Below are 19,481 nucleotides of genomic sequence, written 5' to 3'. Positions count from 1 at the left end.
ATCGTTACTGTGAGCGCCACTGCGCGCCCAATTTATGTTCTAGCCAAGCTGATAATGCTGACAGAGTCAGGGTTAACAACAGATAGATCGCCGCGACGCTGAACCAAATCTCAAACGGCATCGCGGTTTCCGAGACGATATTGCGCCCCTGAGTGGTGAGATCAAAAATCGCCATCACACTGACAATAGACGAGTTTTTAATCAGCGACACCATCTCATTGGTGAGTGGAGGTAATGTACGTTGCAGAAGTTGCGGCAGGATCACATCGTAAAAGGTAAAAAAGCGCGATAAGCCTAGCGAGCGTGCCGCTTCATACTGACCTTGCGGAATGCTGTTTAACCCGCCGCGAAATACCTCTGCGGTATACGCACCTTGAAACAGAGCAAGGGCAAGCACTGCGGTAGCAAATCGGTCGAGCCCTATCACTGGGCCAAACACAAAGTAGAGGAGGTATATTTGTACCAAAAGCGGCGTGTTGCGGACTACCGCGATGTATCCGGTGCCTAAAGCGCGCCCGACCAGTGAACGTGACTGACGCAGCAAAGCGGTGGTTAAACCCAAAGCCAAAGTGAAAATCAAACTGATCCCTGTCAACTGCAAGGTGACCAATAGGCCGTGCAGTAAATCACCCGCCCACCACTGCCCATCTTCAAAAATCAGCACATACTCAGGCACTCGGTGCCACTGCCATGTATAGCCCATGGCTTGTGCGCCAGAATCAAGCAGCCAGACCAATCCGGCAAATACCAAGATCATTTGCAGGGTGGCAAACAGCAGTGGGCGAAGAAAGCGTTTTATCATCAATGGCTCAGGATCTGATTGAGAAATTGTTGGGTACGCGGATGCGTTGGGTTTTGGAACAACTGATCGGGTGAACCCACTTCGAGAATTTCCCCTTCATCCATAAACATCACGCGGTGTGCGACTTTGCGCGCAAAACCCATTTCATGGGTTACGCACATCATGGTAATGCCATCTTGCGCAAGGTCGACCATCACTTCGAGTACCTCGTTAATGGTTTCAGGATCGAGCGCGGAAGTGGGTTCATCAAACAGTAAAATCTCCGGCTGCATGCAGAGAGAGCGAGCAATCGCGACTCGTTGCTGCTGGCCGCCAGAGAGTTGAATCGGGTATTTATGTGCTTGATCGGTGATCTTCACGCGCTGCAGAAAATGATAAGCCCGATCTTTGGCTTCCTGAGCCGAAAGTTTTAAAGTGCGGATGGGGGCTAGGGTAAGGTTTTCCAGTACCGTTAAGTGCGGAAACAGGTTGAAATGCTGAAATACCATGCCGATCTTGCCGCTGCGTCGAGTGCGTTCATCCAGATTGGGTAGCACAGTAATTTCACCAGCATCAATGTTTTCTAAGCCATTCACGGTGCGGATCAGGGTTGACTTACCGGAGCCTGAAGGGCCGCAAATCACCAAAATTTCCCCTTTGTTGACGGTTAGAGAAATCGACTTCAGTGCTTGAAATTGACCATACCATTTGCTGACTTGGCGAAACTCTATCACTTTCATGTTGTTATCTTTGTTGTTCTTCTTGGCATACCTTAGCAACATAAAACTGACATTGCATTAATTGATTCTGTCTTGAAAGCCGCTTTTGTTCTTTGTCTCAACCCTGTTTTATTCTCGCAACTTCAGGGAGTTTGAAGAGGATTCATCAGTTCTTAGCGCTCTATTTTGTGGTGTAATTTATTTTTTACACAACGATTTTCTTGTAAAGAAAAGTGGAATCTTGCCTTTATTTAAAAATAGTGCTTGCGACATTTTCTGAGTGCCGATAAGTTACCCGAAGACACGACAGGTGCAGTAACTACTGTAGCGAGAGCCGTTACTCGCTAGGTGAACCAGAAAGTAAAGGAAGAAGTGACAATGTTTCAAACCGATGATGTAAAAATTAAGAAGATTAAAGAGCTACTGCCACCAGTCGCGGTGTTAGAGAAATTTCCGGCTACCGAAACCGCGTCTTCGACCACGTTTCAGGCGCGTGAAGCGATTCATAATATGCTGCAAGATAAAGACGATCGCCTGTTGGTGGTGATTGGTCCATGCTCTATTCATGACCCGAAAGCGGCGATTGAATACGGTCAGCGTTTAAAAGCACTGCGTGATGAGCTCAGTGGTCAGTTAGAAATCGTGATGCGAGTGTATTTTGAAAAGCCACGTACCACAGTCGGTTGGAAAGGGTTAATTAACGATCCGTACCTCAATGACACCTATGAAATTAACGATGGTTTACGCATGGGGCGCAAACTGCTGCTGGATCTGACCGATCTGGGGATGCCAACTGCCAGTGAGTTCCTCGATATGATCACCCCACAGTATGTGGCGGATCTCATCAGTTGGGGCGCGATCGGAGCGCGCACAACGGAATCTCAAGTGCATCGTGAGTTAGCTTCAGGGCTTTCCTGCCCTGTGGGTTTCAAAAACGGGACCGATGGCAACATTAAAATCGCTTCCGATGCGATTCGCTCTGCAGGCGCTTCTCACCACTTTTTGTCGGTCACTAAGTTTGGTCATTCGGCGATTGTCGAGACGGCGGGTAACCCAGATTGCCACATTATTCTGCGTGGCGGTAAAGAGCCAAACTACAGCGCGGCGCACGTGAGCAATATCAAGCAAGAGCTGGAAGTGGCTGGCTTACCACAAAAAGTAATGATCGATTTCAGTCACGCGAACAGCTCTAAGCAGTTCAAACGCCAAATGGTGGTGGCGGAGGATGTTGCGGCGCAGATCGCACAAGGTGAACATGCGATCTTCGGGGTGATGATTGAATCGCACCTTGTTGAAGGTCGTCAGGATCTGACTCCAGGTTGTAACCTGACTTACGGTCAATCTATCACTGATGCTTGCATTGGCTGGGAAGATACTGAAACCGTATTGCGCCAACTGGCTGCGGCGATCGAAACGCGTCGCCAAGCTTAATTGTGTTGCTTAAATGCAAAGGCCTTTCACTGATGTGAAGGGCCTTTTTTATGGTGGCTTCTTAGCGTTAAAGATGGGCAGCGAGTGGTTTGAACCTTCTATGCGACCGCGTGACAAGCGTTTTCAAGCTGCTGCAACGCTCGTTGATAGCTCAACCACGCAACCCAACCCGCTAAAATATTGCCCACTAACGCACCAATAAACAGACCAGTAAGCCCGTAAACTTGTGCCCCGATCCATAAGCAAGGCAGATAAAAAGCAAACAGTCGTAAAGCCGAAATGGTTAATGCTACATAGGCTCTGCCAAGCGCATTGGCGACAGACACCATCAACATACAGATGCCGAGTGCGCCCAAGCTGATAGGAACAATGGTTAAGTGTTGGAGCAAAATTGCCGCAACTTCAGTCTCACTGGTCATTAGCGATGACAAGTGGCTGGCTAGGAGATAAGTGGCTAGTGCAATCAGTAGTTGGAACCCAAGCACAAATTGGCAAGCGATGCGAACCAACTGGCGAATATCCGCCACATTTTTAGCGCCGAGCATTCGCCCTACCATGGGGGGAATCGACATCGTCAGTGCCAGAACTGCCACTAAAGCAAAAAACTCAAACCGAGAACCCAACGCCCAAGCTGCTACGGCCGCCGTACCGAAACCGGCTAATAACTTGGTCGCAAACATAGAAGAGAGCGGTGGTAACAACTGGCTTAGCATTGCTGGCCCCATAATGTGACCGAGTGAGGTTAAGCTCTTTGCAATATCCAGATCATGCCAGTCGAAACTCATCCATTGGCGTTGAGTTACTTTAGGAGCCACGATCCCGATCCCGATGCCAAACGCCAAGATAGTGGCAATGGCTGCACCGTTTATGCCCCAATCCAACGTAAAAATAAACAGTGGGTCCAGAATCAGATTCAGTACGCTGGTCACCATCATCATGGTTCCGGGCAGCAGTGTGTTGCCGTTGGCGCGGCATAAGCTGTAGAAGAAGTAGAGCATCGCGCCTGTCCAAGCACTCACCAACCACCAGATCCAGTAATGATCGATGATTTGCAGCACATCATCAGAGGCACCAAGCAAAGACAGTAGCGGATGGCGCAACAAATAAAGCAGCACAGCAATGACGGCAACCCCAATTCCCCCAACACTAATGACTAAACCGCCCAATTGCTTGGCATAGTGCTCTTGATTCGCCCCCAAAGCGCGCGAGATCACCGCAGTGGTGGCAATGCCTAAACCGACTTGCACGCCGATGATCACCATTTGAATGGGCATGGTAAAGCCTTGGGCGGCGAGGGGAAGAATGCCGAGTTGGCCGATAAAGGCGCTATCGACCAGTTGGAAACTCATTAGTGACAGTACGCCAAACAGCATTGGCCAAGTCATTTGGAAAAGTTGTTTCGCTAATGACGCAGAAGGAGTAGGCATAAGAGTTATTATCCAGATAAGTGTGATTGTTATATTTGGGTTAAATCTTTATTCACAACCCTAAATCTCGTTTTACTGGCAAAAAATCATCTTAGAAAATGGTGGGAAAATGGATAAAAAAAAGCCTTGAAGGGGCGCCTCAAGGCTAAATAAGGTACAAGGAGCTTATAAAATTCTTATAGTCGGCGGAACTGACTCACTAGGCTAGTTTGCGATGATAAGTTTTCCACTAGGTGTAAACATTCGTTACGTGTACCTTCGGCTAACACGAGGCTTGATGAAGAAACATCACTGATGGATTGCACGCTACGGTTCATATCTTCCGTCACTTTCGCCATCTCCTCCACCGCAGTGGCGATTTGTTCGTTACGCATTGCAATATCAGAGACTTGTGAGAGCAGAGTGGTCAACTTGTCACCTGATGTGTTGGCGCTGCTGACACAAGATTCAGAGAGTTGGTTGCCTTGTTCAATTGCATTCACGGCATTTCGTGTACTGCTCTGGATCGAGGTAATCACTTCTTTAATCTCTTCGGTCGATTCCGTACTGCGTTGAGCCAGTTTACGGACCTCATCAGCAACAACTGCGAAGCCTCGGCCTTGTTCTCCCGCACGCGCTGCTTCAATCGCTGCGTTAAGAGCCAGTAAGTTGGTTTGTTCTGCAATGCTTTGAATCACTTCCATTACTTGACCAATCGTTGCACTTTGTGCCGACAGTTGTTCAATGACTTTGCTTGCTTGAGCTAACTGGGTAGCCATGTGAGTCATGGCATCAACAGTTTGTTCTACCGCTTGCATCCCTTCTCGGGCAGCATTTTGCGCTTCACTTGTTGCATCGGAAGCGGCTTGAGCACTTTGAGCAATTTCCGTTGCCGTGATGTTCATTTGAGTAATCGCAGCGGCGACTTGCTCGGTTTCTCTGGTTTGTGAATCTAAGTTTTCTGCGGTGGTTTCGCTGTTTTTGGAGGAGAGTTTCGCAGCCTCACCTATTTGGATGCTGGAGTCTTGGATGCGTCCCACTACGGCATTCAGTTCAGACTGGCGCATTTTCATCGCAAGTCTGATTTCAGAGAAATCATCGACTCTATCGTTGTATACCAACTCCATCAGTGGGTTATCGAACACTTTTCGAGCCTCTTGTGAAAGCTCTTCGAGACGTCGAGTAAATTGGTACGCCATTGCTACAGTGAGCAGGAGCATTAAAGGAACTCCGGCACCAGCTAAGAAAAAGTCAGCGATGAAGCTGAGTCCTGCAGCAACCACAAATCCAGCACCTAAGCGTTGCCACAATCGACTGCGGGGTATTTTTAAGCGCCAATGAGTTTTACCTTCGCGAATCTGTTTGTAGAGTTTTTCTGCATTTTCAACATGTTGCCGACTCGGAGATAAACGGACAGATTGGTATTCCACCACTTTACCATTTTCTTTGATTGGTGAAGCAAAGGCATCAACCCAGTAGTAATCACCGTTTTTGCAACGGTTTTTTACCATACCCATCCATGACTTGCCGGCTTTGATATGCTCCCACATATCTTTAAAGGCTTCAGGTGGCATGTCTGGGTGGCGAACCATGTTATGGGGTTGATTGATTAATTCATCGAGTGTGTATCCGGCAACATCGCAGAAATCTTTACTCGCGTATTTAATATGGCTACTTAAAGTGGTGGTGGAAAGAAGATTAAAGTGAGGTGGATAAGTCACTTCCTTCTGTGTAACAGGTTGATTGTTTCTCATATGTGCGCCCCGAAATTGGCCAAACAAAGTGAGCCTAAATCTGTCGTTGTTCCGTAGGACTCATGTCATACCGTTTAACATGGTCACTTCTAGGTATAGTTATCTATATCAAAGTATGCAAATCAACATGGGGCAATAGTTCTTAAGTAGTATGTTTGTTAAGTAATTTCGCAATAGATTGAAAATCAATCTATTTCATTACCTTTACTGTGGAAATTGCTCGTGCTTTTGACTGATTTCATCGTGCGTCAGCTAAGAATGCCTAATGCAATCAATAGCTCATCCAGGTTCGACTCTTGGCAGGCTAAATCACCCCATAGTCTAAAAACAGCGGTTGGAATTTCCTCGAGATGAGGTAGAGGAAAACTTGTCTGAATACCTCAAATCTTGTCTATAGTTTTAGAATCATAACAAGCCAATTAGATTGAACGTTTAATTTTAAGGTGGTGTTGAGTAGTCTGCGCCTTTCCTTATCAAGGAGAAACCATGAGGACAGTACAGTCATCCGTACTCAGTGATCCTGAAGCATTGCTTGCTTTGCATGATCTTACTGAAGCCGATCTCGCTTTGATTCGTAAGTTTGGTCAGATCATTCAGCCAAAACTTAAAGAGTATGTCACCCATTTCTACGGTTGGTTGCAGACTACTTCCGCCTATGACCAATTTTTCCATGACCCCCTAAAGTTGACCCGAGTGCAAGATCAGCAACTGAATTATTGGCGTAGCTTTTTTAATGCACGAGTGGATGCGCAATATGTGAAAGAACGAGCTGAAGTTGGGGAGGTTCATGCCCGAGTCGGGTTGCCTTTGCCCACCTATTTTGCAGGCATGAATATGTCGATGGTGATTTTTACCAAACGTATGTACGACGGCAGCCTTTACAGTGATGAATACAGTTCTCTGGTCACGGCGTTTACCAAATTACTGCACATGGATACCACCATAGTGGTGGATACTTATTCGCGCTTAATCAATAAAAAAATTTCTGAACAGAGCGAAGCGTTGTTGGCGATGTCGACACCGGTCACCATGATCTGGCAAGACATTTTGATGCTGCCAATTGTCGGGATTATCGATTCCAAACGAGCACAGGACATTATGATCACCGTGCTTCATAAAATCGCTGAATACCGTGCCAAAGTATTCATTATGGACATTTCGGGTGTGGCGGTGGTGGATACCGCAGTGGCAAACCATTTCATTAAAATTACTAAGGCGACCAAACTGATGGGCTGTGAATGCCTTGTCTCTGGTGTTTCTCCCTCTATAGCTCAAACTATGGTGCAACTAGGCATCAATGTTGGGGAAGTAAAAACCAATGCTACCTTGCGAGATGCTCTAGAAAATGCGTTTCGCACCGTGGGGGTCAATCTGAAAGGCATTGAACAGATGCGTTTAGAAAACTAGGCGTCGAACAATGCAAAGCGTGATTTCAATCAGTCGTATGCAACAGGCCTTGATTGCCTCCATCCAAGTAGACTTGTCGCTCAGCGTGCTAAAAGTGTTTGAAGATGAGCTGCTTACGGCATTGGGGCGTGAGAATATTCGCGGTGTATTAATTGAAATGTCGGGCTTGAAAAGTTGTAGCCGAGTGGAGCTTAGCCGCTTACTGCAATTGTCCTATGCCATTGAAGTGATGGGGAGGCATTGTATTTTTGTTGGTATTCGGCCTGGTTTGGTGTTGGGAATGCTCGACACTGGTTTGGATACCTCGCACATGGTGTCAGTGTCGAGTATCGAACAAGCGTTGGAAATATTGAAATGATGTCCTCAGAACGGCCTTATTCCTCAACATTACAAGGGGGTAAAAGTGAGCTGTTTCATTTGTGTGGAGAAACGGATTCTGTTACTGCAGTGATGGGTGCTTATGTGTTTGCACGTCAGATAGGATTTTCAATGGTTGAGGTGAGTGAGATTGCCACCGTGGTCTCTGAACTGGCAACCAACGTTTTTAAATACGCAGAATTTGGTACGGTGGAAATGCAACTGATTAAGTCTCAAGGGCGGCTAGGCATTCGCATCACAGTTCAAGATAAAGGGCCAGGTATTGCGGATATCGAGTTGGCACTGCAGGAGCATTTTTCCACTGGCGGCTCGCTCGGTTTAGGGTTGCCCGGTGTCAGAAGGATGGTAGATGAATTTTCTTTAGAAAATCTTGCAAATGGAACCAAGGTTTCCGTGACCAAATGGAGTCAGAATGGATTTTGACATCGCGGTACGCCAAGTCCCTTATTTTGGCGAGCCAGAAGCTGGAGACGGCTATTTGGTGTATCAGAATGAAGATGATTTGTTGGTGGTGATCATTGATGCGTTAGGGCATGGCACTCATGCTGCAGAGCTTGCACGGGCGATGGAAAAATACCTCAAAGAGAAAGCGAATTTTGATCTCACTTGGCTGATGAAGTCACTCCATGAGCGTTTTCTTGGCAGCCTCGGTGCTGCGGTAACAATGCTGCATCTGGATAGTCGGAATTATCAATTCAGTGGGATTGGGATTGGTAATAACTTACTGCGCAAAGTGAACCGTCGTACCCAGTCGTTTTATGCTCAGCCCGGGATTGTCGGGGAAATGATCCCAAGTTTGCGTGAGTTTCAAGGTGCTTTTCAGCCGCAGGACTGGTTTGTTCTGACAACCGATGGGATTCGGGAGAATCTGGATCTTGATGAGGCTGGAGCGCCGTGGTTACAACATTCTGCGCGGCAGATTGCATCGTATTACATGGAGCACTTTTCTAAGTACCATGATGATGCCACCGTGATCGTCGTGAGGTGTCACCATGAGCGAAACGTTTGAAATTGTTTTGCATAATAGTGAGAGTGGGCTGATCGCATTACGGCAGAAATGCTTGGCGACAGTACGCTGTTTTAAGTTATCGCCGACAGAGCAAGATCTCCTGACGTGGCATGCAGCTGATTTGTTTAATCAGTTGTTGTCTATTGCGTCAACCGTGACATTGCAAATCACCATCAATGACAATGGATTATTACTCTCTGGGCATTACCCAGTTTCCGTGGGTGTTGCCACTCAACAAGCCCTGCGCATACAGTTTTATCCACACGGTTTTGTTGGTCATATCGTAGCAAAAGGTATACCCAGTGCGGCAGAGCAAAGCAGGTTGCGCGAATTGTGGCAAGAGAAAGGACGTGATGAGCTTTTAGAAGAACTACATGAAACAAACCGGGCTCTTGCCCAACATCAAGCTGGACTTGAGCAAGAAATCGCGAAGCGCACCAAAGAGTTGGCGGTGAGTGAAGAATTGTCGCGAACCATCATTGAGGGCGCTCCTTCTAGTGTAGTGATCATTGATAGCCAAGGAGTGATCTTGCTCTGGAACAAAATCGCCATGACCACCTATGGCTACACTTCCGAAGAAGCACTCGGGCAACCGCTATTCACTCTTCTCAAAATGGCTTTGCCACCAAAATTAGCCACGGTTTTAACCCTGCCACTGCAAGTGGAACAACAACAGTCACTCAATGACGCATTCTTTGAAGCGGATACCTATACCCGTGATGGGACATGGGTGCCGATTGATCTTGGCATCTCAATTTTTGAGTTAAACGGCCAATGCCAAGCCGCGATGTTTCTGCGTGATGTCACTGTACGCAAAGCGGTAGAACAAGAGCTGAATGAAGCCAGAGCGAAAGCGGAAGAGGCGGTGGAAATTAAGTCAATGTTCTTGGCTAATATGAGTCATGAAATCCGTACCCCAATGAATGCGATTATCGGCATGTCGCACTTGGCGCTGAAAACTGAACTGAGCGCGAAACAGCGTGATTATGTATCGAAAATCCACAGTTCGGCGACTCTGCTGCTCGGTATCATCAATGACATCTTGGATTTCAGCAAAATTGAAGCCGGTAAACTGAGCATTGAGCGTATTGAATTTTCACTTGATGAGGTCTTACATAATGTCTCCATGGTCACAGGGCAAAAAGCCTTCGACAAAGGTTTGGAGCTGCTGTTTAGCCTGCCAAGGGAGATCCCCCGTAAATTAATAGGTGATCCACTGCGTATCGGTCAGGTAGTGATCAATCTTGTGAACAATGCGGTGAAATTTACCGAACAAGGGGAAATATCCGTCAACGTCCAGGTGGGTGAGCGCCAAACAGGGCGCATTCAACTACAGTTTCATGTCATGGATACAGGGATTGGGATGACAGAAAAGCAGACTCGTCATCTTTTTCAAGCCTTTACCCAAGCCGATGGCAGTACAACCCGTAAATATGGAGGAACAGGATTAGGACTTTCGATTAGCCGCCGTTTAGTCGAGTTAATGGAAGGGGAAATCAGCGTGATTAGTCAACCCGAGGAGGGCAGCTGTTTTACCTTTACTGCTTGGTTTGATGTCGATGAGGAGCAAAGCACACCTCCTAGAGTGGTACCCGATGTGTTGGCAGATATTCGAGCACTGATCGTTGATGATAACGATCATGCTCGGGAGATTTTGCAAGACATGCTGTTGATTCTCGATATCCCGCCAGAAACCGCTGCCAATGGGCTAGAAGCGTTACACAAGTTGGAACAAGGGATTGAAAATGGAAAACCCTTCAATCTGGTGTTTATGGACTGGAACATGCCGGAAATGAATGGGATTGAAGCAACGCGTGCCATTCGTCAAACCTTTACTGCTGAGCTGCAACCTAAGGTGGTGATCGTCACAGCTTACGATAAAGATGATTTACAACAGGTGATCTCTGAAATTGATATCTGTGGCTTTTTAACCAAGCCGATCAGTCAGTCTGAGCTGTATGATCTTCTCGTCAATGTGTTTGTGGGGAATACATCGTCTCCCATTACCACGCCACTCCTCCATCATAATGAACATTGCGATCTTCGAGGTTTGCGAGTGCTGCTTACTGAAGATAATGAGATCAACCAGCAAATTGCCCTCGAACTTATGGAAGCCAAAGAGCTTTTAGTCACCACCGCTAATAATGGCAAAGAAGCACTCGAACATTTGGCCCACTCTTTAGAAACTCAGCAGCGTTTTGACATCATTTTCATGGATTTACAAATGCCTGTGATGGATGGTTATGAAGCGACACGCCATATTCGCTCAATTCCAGAGCATAATGACACCCCACTGATTGCGATGACTGCCCATGCCATGGTGGAAGAACGCGAGCGCTGTTTGGGCATAGGGATGAACGATCATGTATCCAAGCCCATCGACCCAGATTTGCTCTATCGAACCATTGGCAAGTGGTGTGAAAGAAAAACAGTGCCGCAAACAGAAAGTCTCACTCGGCGAGAGTCTAGTCATTCCCAAGCATCAAGTGCGAAGACTAGCTTTGAATTGAGTGATATCGAGTTTTTGGATGTGAAAAATGGTCTGCTGAGAGTCGCTGGAAATGAGAAGTTGTATCGGCGTTTACTGTCACAGATGTTGGATAAAGAGCACAACATCGTTAAGCGTATTGAATTGGCCTTGGAGCAGCAGGATCGAGAACTCGCGGTTATGTATGCACATACTTTAAAAGGAACCGCCGCCAATTTAGGGGCGATGAGAGCTTCTGATATTGCTGCTCGACTCGAAATGGCGTTAGACAAAAAGAGCGATGTAACTCAGCTTCAAGGCTTATTGAACGAGTTAACAAGCCACCTTGAGCACTTCTTTGCCCTAGTGGCTAAAGCACTGAATCGACCGAATCCCAGTAGAGCTAGCGCACAAGCGTTAAATAAGGAGACGATTGCCATCTTGCACCAGCTTCATCTTTATCTTTTGGACATGGATGCAGCAGCGCTCGATTTTCTTGAACAGCACGACCTACATCTCAATACCTTGTTCAAATCTGAGGATTTTGCGATTTGTTGCCAATTGATCAGTGAGTGTGATTTTGCTGCAGCGGAAGTGGCATTAAGGCGTGCTGTCAGCCTCTACCCATTGGATTTAGACAAGATTTATGGATAAATCGATCATGAGTGAACTAGAAACTATCTTGATTGTGGATGATAACCCTGAAAATCGGGCGTTGTTGGCTGGATTACTTAAACCCCATTATCGCTTGCTAGTGGCGGTGAGTGGGGCGCAGGCTTTGGCGATTTGCCATAAACAGAAACCGGATCTTGTTTTGCTTGATATCATGATGCCAGAAATGGATGGCTATGAGGTGTGTCAACGGATGAGAGCGGATCCTGAGTTACAGGATATCCCCGTGATTTTTTTAACCGCAAAATCGCAAATCGAAGATGAACAACATGGTTTTGATGTGGGTGCGGTCGACTATATTCTAAAACCAATCAGCCCGCCGATCTTACTTGCACGAACCCGCACACACTTGCGGTTGCAACACACGATGAAATTGTTGGCTGAGCAGAATGAAACCCTAGAACAAAAGGTTAAAGAGCGAACCCAGGATTTGGAGGCGCTGCAAGATGCGACCATTATTGCGATGGCATCCCTAGCAGAAACGCGTGACAACGAAACAGGCAACCATATTCGCCGTACCCAGCGTTATATCAAAGTGTTGGCGGAGCAATTGCGGTTAGACGGTCAGTATGCTGATCAATTAACGCCAGAATCGATTTTAGCGCTGTATAAATCCTCTCCACTGCATGACATTGGCAAAGTGGGCATACCAGATCACGTGTTACTTAAACCCGGAAAACTGACAGAAGAAGAATTTGAAATCATGAAATCGCATACCGTACTAGGACGGGATGTGATTGATGCCGTCGAAGAGTGTATTCATTTTGAATGTGATTTCTTGACCTTTGCTAAAGAGATAGCTTACTCACACCAAGAAAAATGGGATGGAAGCGGCTATCCAGAAGGATTAAAGGGAGAGGAAATTCCACTCAGCGCTCGGTTGATGGCTTTGGTTGACGTGTATGATGCGCTCATTTCAAGGCGCGTATACAAGCCGCCCTTTAGCCACGAAAAGGCTGTGACTATCATTGAAGAGGGGCGTGGCCATCACTTTGACCCCGCAATTGTCGCGGCATTTTTGAAAATTGAGCGGCAATTTCGACAGATAGCCCAAGAGTTGTCAGACGAAGATATTCTCGAAACCACAGGGACGTGAATACGCCATGCTTTGCTTCCAGATAAGGGTTTGAGTAAAACGTTTATCCCCTTGCGACTTGACGATGATGTGGGTGGAGTCCGTTCTTCCCACTCACTTTGCTGGCCCCAATCAAACACTATGCCTATGTTTATGAGGTGCATGAGAGCCAGTGCTGGCTCTCACTAAAGGCTAGGCTATGGTTGTATAAGTGTGCTCCCGATAAATAGGTCACTTACCCGTTGCCCACAACTCGATTCTGGTTGGGCATGCGCGTAATCATTTAGTTACACCATCCCTTATTTTTCCACCAACCGTGGTCTGGCGACTTCATCCACCAGATACAAGATAGACTGATAAGGAATGCCGCTGTGGTGTGATAAGCCGATTTCACACGTGCGGCTATTACTAAACCCACGGCTGCAGTGCGCCGGCACTTGCTCTTTGAGCGAATGGACGGCAGCGGCATTGAGCTCTGGCGTAGTAAAGCCTTTGTCACCCGCCCAACCACAGCACTGAATGTGCTCAGGCACAATCACCTCACTGGCGCAGGCTTTGGCCAGTTTCAGCATATCGCCTTCTAAGCCAAGGCGGCGCGAGCTACAAGTGATATGCAGCATGATGGTTTCTTGCTTCGGCGCGAGTGTGAGGTGATCCAGTAAGTAACGACTTACCAACCCCGTTGGCTCCAGAATTTCCATCGGTTTGGTGAATTGCTCAATGCTGCGTTTGGCGCACGGGCTGGTGTCCATCAATATCGGATAACGCCCTTCTTGGCTAGCTTGCCATAAAGCGTGTTCGAGCTGCTGGGCTTTGATCTGCGCAATCTCAGTCATCCCTTTGCTGTCATAAGGCATACCACAGCACTGGCTGCTGAGCTCTGTAGGCAGGATCACTTCAAAGCCGGCTTTATTGAGCAGGGAGAGGGTGACTTCCGTCAGTGGGCGTTGATCGGTCGCGCTTGCTTGTTGACCCATATTGCGGCTGGCACAGGAGGGCAGGTAAACCACTTTTTTGTCACTGCGCGGCAGATTTTCGACAGCGAGTTCCAGCGAGTGAGTGTTTGCTTGCGGCATTTCCGGCATCCACAAAGGGGTTTTGCCTTTGCTTAGCCGGCGTAGCCCATTCATCATCGTGCCCACCGATTTTTCACCGAGCACTTTGGTCGCCAGTTGGTTAGCTTTTAATCCTGTGCGAGCGAGTGTGGTGGTCGCGGTAAAGTGCTCTGCTGTCCAACGCGCAATCGGGGTAAATTTTTGGTATTTGGCGGTGCGCAGTTTTTTGACCAAATCGCCCGTATTGATCCCTACCGGGCAACGTTCTGCGCACAATCCAGTTGCGGCGCAGGTGTCTAACCCTTGGTATTCAAACACTTGCTCTAGCTCGCTAGAAGCCACGTTTTCACCTGCTGCGCGGCGGCGTTGCAATTCGCGGTACAACACAATGCGTTGGCGCGGTGATAAAGTGAGGGTGCGTGATGGGCAGACCGGCTCACAGAAACCACATTCGATACAACGATCCACCAAGTTATCGGCCGCAGGCATAGGTTTAAGGTTACTGATGTGCGAATGTTTATCTTCGTTGATGATGACGCCGGGGTTGAGTAAGCGTTTTGGGTCAAAGAGCGCTTTGATTTTCTGCATCAAGGCGTAGCCTTCTTTACCCCATTCCAGCTCAACGTAAGGAGCCATGTTGCGTCCTGTGCCATGTTCGGCTTTCAGTGAGCCTTGGTATTTTACGGCTACGAGTTCGGCTACATCGTCCATAAACGCGCCGTAACGTTCGATTTCACTTTGTTTATCAAAGCCTTGAGTAAACACAAAGTGCAGATTGCCTTCAAGGGCGTGGCCAAAGATGATCGCTTCGCTGTAGTGGTATTTGTCAAACAGAGCTTGCAGATCGCGCACGCCCGCTGCGAGGTTTTCTACCGGAAAGGCCACATCTTCAATGATGACCGTAGTGCCCACTTCGCGTACAGCCCCCACCGCAGGGAACATGCCTTTACGAATACCCCATAAGGTCGCCACGGTTTTGCTCTCGGAAGTAAACGGAACCGATTCAATAATTTGGTAGCTTTGCAACGCGCTCATCACTTGCTCACACTGAGCGTGTAAGGTTGGCGCGTCACTGGCGTGGGATTCAACCAGCAGCGCCGCGGCTTCTAAATCGAGCTTGGTGATAAATTCCGGCATGCCTTTTTTGTCGGCAACCGAGCGCAGCGCGCGTCCATCCATCATTTCTACCGCTGCCACTGGCGTTTTGGAAAGTGTGGTGACGGCTTGGCTGGCTTGTTCAATATCGGCAAACACCAGTAGCGCAGAGGCTTTATGTGCGTGTTCAATCACGGTGTGATAGGTGATGTCGGCGATAAAGCCGAGTGTGCCTTCTGATCCAATCATCAAGTGGGTCAGCACTTCGATTGGATCAGAAAAATCAATCAAGGCGTTCAGCGCATAACCTGTGGTGTTTTTTAGGCGGTATTTGTGGCGGATGCGTTCGGTGAGCTCAGAATTAGCAAGGGTTTCTTGGCACAGCGCGTGAATGCCTTCCACCAAGTCGGCTCGCTCTTGTTTAAAGCGAGCCACGCTGCCTGGGTCACGCGTATCGAGCACATAACCATCGGCAAACACAATTTGCATGCCATCAACGGTGCGATACGAGTTGTGCGCCGTACCGCAGCACATGCCGCTGGCGTTATTGGCCGCAATGCCACCGATTTTACAGGTGTTAATGGAGGCGGGATCGGGGCCGATTTTGCGCTGAAACGGGGCAAGGTACTTGTTGGCATCTGCGCCAATCACGCCCGGTTGCAGACGAATTTTCAAGCCTTGGTTTTGCACTTCATGCCCGCGCCAATCGTCGGTTAAGGTGATGAGTACTGAGTCGGAAACCGCTTGACCCGATAAGCTGGTGCCTGCCGCGCGAAAGGTAAAATGAATACCCAGTTGGCCACAGCTCTGAATAGCAAAAATCACTTCATCGAGTGATTTGAGGCGTAACACGATTTTGGGGATCAACCGATAAAAGCTGGCATCGGTACCGTAGGCGAGCCGTTTTGTTTCTTGAGTAATGATGCGCTGCGGATCAATTCGGCTCGCTAAAATTTGTTCGAGCTGCTGATAGAGACGATCGGCGATCGGTGGGGTCATATTGTGCTTCCTTGTGTGTTCCCTCTATTCCCTTTCTACTTGAAGTTGCAGGGGTGTTGGCTGCAACTCCAAGTCGTTTAAGGTTAGGGGATATTTTTATTATCTTTTGACTAATGAATCGCGTGACAGTTCGGCAATGCTCTTTGCGCCAGTCAAGGTCATGGCAACCCGCATCTCTTTTTCATACAGGTCGAGCAGGTTTTCTACCCCTGTGCGTCCTTGGGCTGCAAGAGCGTAGATAAATGAGCGGCCGAGCATGGTGCAATCTGCGCCGAGTGCCAGCATGCGTACCACGTCTAGACCAGTGCGGATACCCGAATCGACCAGAATTTTCAGGTCGCCTTTCACCGCATCGGCAATCGCGGGTAGTGCTTGCACGGTAGAAAGCACCCCATCTAACTGGCGGCCACCGTGGTTAGACACCACAATGCCATCGGCGCCAAAACGCACTGCGTCTTTTGCATCTTCGGTATCCAAAATACCTTTGATGATCATTGGGCCGTCCCAGAAATCACGGATCCACTCTAAATCTTTCCATGAAATGGAAGGATCAAAGTTCGCGCCCAGCCAGCCGATGTAGTCTTCCAGTTTGGTCGGTGAGCCACGATATTTGGAGATGTTACCCAAATCGTGCGGCTTACCAAGCAAGCCCACATCCCAAGCCCAACTTGGGTGGGTCATGGCTTGCAATACACGGCGCATCGCAGCGTTAGGGCCGCTCATGCCAGAATGCATATCGCGATAACGTGCACCCGGTACCGGCATATCCACGGTGAACACGAGATTTTTCACGCCTGCGGCTTTGGCACGCTCCAACACGTTTTTCATAAAGCCACGATCTTTTAAAACGTAAAGCTGGAACCAGATGGGGCGATGAATCGAAGGAGCCACTTCTTCAATTGGGCAGACCGAAACCGTGGAAAGAGTAAAAGGAATACCTTTCGCTTCTGCGGCTTGCGCGGCTTGCACTTCGCCACGGCGGGCGTACATGCCGGTTAAGCCCACAGGAGAGAGGGCGATCGGCAGTGCCATTTTTTCGCCAAACAGTTCGGTCTCTAAACTCAGCTCAGACATATCACTCAGTACACGTTGGCGCAGGGCAATGTCGGCCAGATCATCGGTGTTGCGTCTGAGCGTGTGTTCGCCATACGAGCCGCCATCAATATAGTGGAACAAAAAGGGCGGGAGTTTGGCTTTGGCTGCAGCGCGGTAATCGGTCGAAGCGGAAATGATCATAATGCAATCCTATTCTGGGCCTATTCTGTGAATGTTTCTTTTTTGCTCAAGCTCATAGAGGTACAACGGTGAGCTTGAGCGATGAGAGCGAGATGCTCGCTCTCGGTGCTGATTAAAGGTTTAGCGGTTCACCAAAGCATCATTCATGTTGAAGCCGTAAATCACGGTCATGCCGATGATGCCTGTCAAAACAAGATAGTAGAGGGTTGGCAACACGGTTTTGCGCAGTGTCGCACCTTCACGCCCCAGCAGGCCAACGGTTGCGGATGCCGCTACCACGTTGTGGATGGCAATCATGTTACCGGCTGCTGCCCCTACGGCTTGCAGAGCGATGATCACCACGCTAGAGATGGTCAGCGTTTGTGCCACTTCAAACTGGAATTGGCTGAACATCATGTTGGATACTGTGTTGGAACCGGCAATGAAAGCGCCCAGTGCACCGACGGTCGCACTCAGCATTGGGAAAGCGTCACCCACTAAACCCGCAGCAAAGTTGGCGGTCGTCACGGGCATACTGGCTAAATCTGCGCCGTTAACCCCAGAGTTGATGAAAATCCGCACCATCGGGATGGTAAACACCAGTACAAAGCCTGCGCCAATCAAGGTTTTGGTCGATTCACCAAACGCTTTGCCCATCGGCGCTAAGCTGCGTGTTTGAGTAAGTACTGCAATCAGGGCAACGAAAACCAGAATGCCACCGGGTAGATAGAGAGGCTCAATTGAGGCGCTGATGCCTGTCTCACCCAAGATATTGCTAAACGCGACTTTCACACTCAGAAGCAGAGCTTTGAAATCTGGGCTGACACGGCTAGCGACGAGAATCACTGCCAGCAACACATAGGGTGCCCACGCAAGAGCAAGGCTCATCGGCTTGGCTTTGACGTCATCCAGATCCATTTTCAGCGAGCCTAACCATTCCGCAGGCCATTCGTTTTCAGGGCGAAAATCCCATTGGGTCTTGGGTACCAAGAAGCCTTTTTTCGCCGCCGTCACCACAATCGCAAGGCCAACGAGACCACCCATCAGTGAAGGAAACTCAGGGCCGAGGAACACGCCGGTCAGCGCGTAAGGAACAGTAAAGGCAAGGCCTGAAAAAATCGCGAAAGGCAGAATGTCCAAACCTTCCGCCCAACTGCGGTTTTTACCGAAGAAACGCGTCAACATCATCGCCATCAAAATGGGCATCAGTGTGCCGACTGAGGCATGGATCAGCGCCACACTGGTGGTGATTTGCTGCAGATACACATCCCAGTTTGAACCGTTGGCAATCAGCGCTTCTGTGATGTTGTGGGTGTCCAGACCTTTGTTTACACCGACAATGATCGGCGTACCAACGGCGCCAAATGAAACGGGTGTCGATTGGATCATCATACCCATTAACACCGCAGCAAGGGCCGGGAAACCAATCGCAACCAGCAGTGGGGCGGCAATGGCTGCAGGCGTTCCGAAGCCAGAAGCGCCTTCAATAAAGGAGCCAAAACACCAAGCGATGATGATGGCCTGCACGCGGCGATCCGGTGAAATGTTGGTAAAGCCGTTACGAATCGTGGTAATCGCGCCTGTGTATTTGAGCGTGTTGAGCAGGAAAATGGCACCAAACACAATCCACAACACAGAGACCGTGATGCCCAAACCTTGCAATACGGAGGCGATCACGCGGTTAGCCGACATATCCCAAAATATCAGGGCAATCGCAACGGTAATGGCGAAAGCCACGGGCATGGCTTTCTTGGCTGGCCAGTTGAGGCCGACCAGTAAAATAGCGGCCACCACTATGGGTGAAAAGGCCACCAGTGCGAGCAATGTTTCATTCATGGAGTATTTCCTCGTCCTTGAACTCTCCATCAATCGGGATGAGCTAACGCGCACAGAATGTAGGGTACGGCTAACCAGTAAGAGTTCGGTTATTGATTTTTATAGTTGTGATGGGGTTGTTAAGTTGGTGTGAATTTACTGCTTTATTTTTTGTGGATATAGGGAAATAATGAAATTCATTA

15 protein-coding genes are annotated in these 19,481 nt (G+C 48.5%); 8 read left to right on the top strand and 7 right to left on the bottom strand.

Translation table 11 applies throughout. The annotated features are described in order from the left end of the window. Positions 1–4 precede the first annotated feature (4 nt). Together VOA_RS09390 and VOA_RS09395 are read right to left on the bottom strand one after the other, a co-directional pair. Positions 5–802 (bottom strand): amino acid ABC transporter permease, encoded by a 798-nt coding sequence (locus VOA_RS09390; protein ID WP_000595728.1) that lies wholly within the window; start codon positions 800–802, stop codon positions 5–7. After that, positions 802–1,515, bottom strand: coding sequence for an amino acid ABC transporter ATP-binding protein (locus tag VOA_RS09395; RefSeq protein WP_198006581.1), 714 nt, complete (start codon positions 1,513–1,515; stop codon positions 802–804). The genes VOA_RS09390 and VOA_RS09395 overlap by 1 nt, the downstream gene beginning before the upstream one ends. 363 nt (positions 1,516–1,878) lie before the next feature. Here VOA_RS09395 and aroG point away from each other — a divergent pair, with 363 nt between their 5' ends. Beyond that, positions 1,879–2,931 (top strand): 3-deoxy-7-phosphoheptulonate synthase AroG, encoded by a 1,053-nt coding sequence (gene aroG / locus VOA_RS09400; protein WP_000487855.1) that lies wholly within the window; start codon positions 1,879–1,881, stop codon positions 2,929–2,931. A gap of 98 nt (positions 2,932–3,029) precedes the next feature. Here aroG and VOA_RS09405 read toward each other — a convergent pair whose 3' ends face one another. Both VOA_RS09405 and VOA_RS09410 read right to left on the bottom strand, forming a co-directional pair. Continuing rightward, on the bottom strand, positions 3,030–4,358 hold the full coding sequence (locus tag VOA_RS09405; RefSeq protein ID WP_001143066.1) for an MATE family efflux transporter: 1,329 nt from the start codon (positions 4,356–4,358) through the stop codon (positions 3,030–3,032). 176 nt (positions 4,359–4,534) lie between these two features. Beyond that, complete coding sequence (locus VOA_RS09410; RefSeq protein ID WP_032468231.1) at positions 4,535–6,091, bottom strand: methyl-accepting chemotaxis protein; 1,557 nt, start codon at positions 6,089–6,091, stop codon at positions 4,535–4,537. A gap of 486 nt (positions 6,092–6,577) precedes the next feature. Between VOA_RS09410 and VOA_RS09415 the strand changes: the two genes are divergently transcribed. Genes VOA_RS09415 through VOA_RS09440 form a run of 6 tightly spaced genes read left to right on the top strand, consistent with a single transcriptional unit; the run spans position 6,578 to position 13,120 of the window. Further along, the gene (locus VOA_RS09415; RefSeq protein WP_001261269.1) at positions 6,578–7,498 is read left to right on the top strand and encodes a protoglobin domain-containing protein; all 921 of its coding nucleotides are present in this window, start codon (positions 6,578–6,580) and stop codon (positions 7,496–7,498) included. A gap of 10 nt (positions 7,499–7,508) precedes the next feature. Further along, positions 7,509–7,856 carry a hypothetical protein gene (locus VOA_RS09420; RefSeq protein WP_001192241.1) on the top strand — a complete coding sequence of 116 codons (348 nt, stop codon included), beginning with the start codon at positions 7,509–7,511 and terminating at the stop codon, positions 7,854–7,856. Beyond that, positions 7,853–8,299: an ATP-binding protein gene (locus VOA_RS09425; RefSeq protein WP_000987822.1), complete on the top strand. Its 447-nt coding sequence runs from the start codon at positions 7,853–7,855 to the stop codon at positions 8,297–8,299. The genes VOA_RS09420 and VOA_RS09425 overlap by 4 nt, the downstream gene beginning before the upstream one ends. Then, positions 8,289–8,885 (top strand): SpoIIE family protein phosphatase, encoded by a 597-nt coding sequence (locus VOA_RS09430; protein ID WP_000344906.1) that lies wholly within the window; start codon positions 8,289–8,291, stop codon positions 8,883–8,885. Before VOA_RS09425 ends, VOA_RS09430 begins: the two co-directional genes overlap by 11 nt. Next, the gene (locus VOA_RS09435) at positions 8,869–12,006 is read left to right on the top strand and encodes a PAS domain-containing hybrid sensor histidine kinase/response regulator (protein WP_000004878.1); all 3,138 of its coding nucleotides are present in this window, start codon (positions 8,869–8,871) and stop codon (positions 12,004–12,006) included. The genes VOA_RS09430 and VOA_RS09435 overlap by 17 nt, the downstream gene beginning before the upstream one ends. Positions 12,007–12,013: 7 nt before the next feature. After that, positions 12,014–13,120 carry a response regulator gene (locus VOA_RS09440; RefSeq protein WP_009355920.1) on the top strand — a complete coding sequence of 369 codons (1,107 nt, stop codon included), beginning with the start codon at positions 12,014–12,016 and terminating at the stop codon, positions 13,118–13,120. A 278-nt stretch (positions 13,121–13,398) separates the two neighbouring features. Here VOA_RS09440 and VOA_RS09445 read toward each other — a convergent pair whose 3' ends face one another. The 3 genes from VOA_RS09445 to VOA_RS09455 all read right to left on the bottom strand — a co-directional run bounded on the left by VOA_RS09445 (position 13,399) and on the right by VOA_RS09455 (position 19,299). Further along, complete coding sequence (locus VOA_RS09445; protein ID WP_000188694.1) at positions 13,399–16,248, bottom strand: FAD-binding and (Fe-S)-binding domain-containing protein; 2,850 nt, start codon at positions 16,246–16,248, stop codon at positions 13,399–13,401. Positions 16,249–16,347: 99 nt separating this feature from the next. Next, on the bottom strand, positions 16,348–17,484 hold the full coding sequence (lldD, locus tag VOA_RS09450) for an FMN-dependent L-lactate dehydrogenase LldD (protein WP_000587016.1): 1,137 nt from the start codon (positions 17,482–17,484) through the stop codon (positions 16,348–16,350). A gap of 120 nt (positions 17,485–17,604) precedes the next feature. Then, the gene (locus VOA_RS09455) at positions 17,605–19,299 is read right to left on the bottom strand and encodes an L-lactate permease (RefSeq protein WP_001006164.1); all 1,695 of its coding nucleotides are present in this window, start codon (positions 19,297–19,299) and stop codon (positions 17,605–17,607) included. Between VOA_RS09455 and VOA_RS20020 the strand changes: the two genes are divergently transcribed. Next, entirely contained in the window at positions 19,259–19,432 is a 174-nt protein-coding gene (locus VOA_RS20020) for a deoxyribodipyrimidine photolyase (RefSeq protein ID WP_198006576.1), read from the top strand. The genes VOA_RS09455 and VOA_RS20020 overlap by 41 nt on opposite strands. Positions 19,433–19,481 lie beyond the last annotated feature (49 nt).

The sequence above is a fragment of the Vibrio sp. RC586 genome, from assembly GCF_000176715.1.
Classification (GTDB): Bacteria; Pseudomonadota; Gammaproteobacteria; order Enterobacterales; family Vibrionaceae; genus Vibrio.
This window is presented reverse-complemented; position numbering and strand designations above follow the sequence as displayed.